The 1,399-nt window shown below is 31.3% G+C and carries 2 protein-coding genes; both read left to right on the forward strand.

Annotated features, from left to right (window positions below; genetic code table 11):
* The first annotated feature begins 127 nt into the window (after positions 1–127).
* Positions 128–1,150: a hypothetical protein gene (locus tag LS81_RS10920; protein ID WP_052096666.1), complete on the forward strand. Its 1,023-nt coding sequence runs from the start codon at positions 128–130 to the stop codon at positions 1,148–1,150.
* A complete protein-coding gene (locus tag LS81_RS10925; protein WP_034347776.1) occupies positions 1,140–1,331 on the forward strand; it encodes a hypothetical protein in 192 nt (63 codons plus the stop codon). Before LS81_RS10920 ends, LS81_RS10925 begins: the two co-directional genes overlap by 11 nt.
* Positions 1,332–1,399 lie beyond the last annotated feature (68 nt).

The following is a 1,399-nucleotide window of genomic DNA, read 5'->3' on the forward strand; positions in this document are numbered from 1 at the left end:
AGTGGATTCTCTGCTACAATATTTAGAGATTTGGGCAAATGAGATAAAACTACAAATCTAAGAAAGTTTGAAATGACTTTTAATATATCATCGCCTTTCGTGGGACAGAATCTAAAAAGGAGATAGTATGAGAATGATATATGTGATAATTGGTATTGTGTTTGTAGCAGTATTATTGATTGCTTGTGCTTTCATTCCAGCTATGCCAGCAGATCCAGGATCAGCAAAAGTGTCGAATATGCTTGCTGATAAATATGGAGGACTTTATATTTTTAACAAAAAATTTTATTTTGAGATACTAGAGAAAGAGAAACAAAGAAAAGAATACAAAAAAAACACATCGACACGAAGGGATGAGATAGGTAAATTAAGAAGGGAATTATACAATCATATACTTTCATATGATAGTTATTTCTGGGGAGGTAAAGAAGGCTATAGGGAAGAAAGACAAAAAAGATTTACAGATAAAGAATGGCTTGCCTGGTCTAAACAAAGAAAAAAATATTTAAGTGCACAAATACAGACAGAAGAGTCTGATTTATACTATTATCCAATTATAAACTATATAAAAGAAATAGGAGGCTTAGATGCAGCACTTAAAGAAATGGATGTGATGCTTGATGGACTTCGCGCACAGGAAGAGACAGATTTTAAATTTATCTCTTTGCTTTATGAAAAAGCTCTTTTTAACTATGCAAAAGATGAAATTAAACGAAGATATCCAGACTATAAAGAAGTAGATGAAGCAATTCCACAAACTCTTTCTAATGGTTGTAGGTATTATATAAATAAAGGTTTTGTTTTTGAGAAAAAACCTGAATATGCATACTACGAAAATAAATTCAGAGAATATTTAGGAGCTGAAAATTATGATAACATACTAAAACCCTTCTTACAAATAGATGTTTATTATGAGTGCAATGGTAAAAAAATCCCTCTTGCTTTTCTTATGAGCTTACAATATATTATGGTAAAATACGGCCTATTTGGTGATGAAGGCAGGGGATTTAGTATAAAACAAGAATATTTTGTTTCAGCAGGGACAAGTAGATACAAAACAAGATTTTTTCTTATCGATGATAAATTTGTGAAATTTCATGAAATCAATGGTGAATATATAGAAAGCAAGGAGCCAGAAAATGACAAATAAACAACTCATTGAGCGAATGAAAGATATGGCTAATTGTGCTGATGCATCGTATGCGGAGTTGCATTGTATCCGTAAAAATTTCATAGTAAAACAATACTGGAATGAAAATAATGGGAAAAGGATATTTGTTGAAGAGTTTGGCGACAACCTAACAAAAAGTGATAAAATCATAGGTATATAAAAGATAATAATGACAATGTTTTGCACAAAAAAGACTCCAACACCACCTATGCTCGAGCTATTGAAGCA

The organism is Helicobacter trogontum (assembly GCF_000765905.2).
GTDB classification, from domain to species: Bacteria; Campylobacterota; Campylobacteria; order Campylobacterales; family Helicobacteraceae; genus Helicobacter_A; species Helicobacter_A trogontum.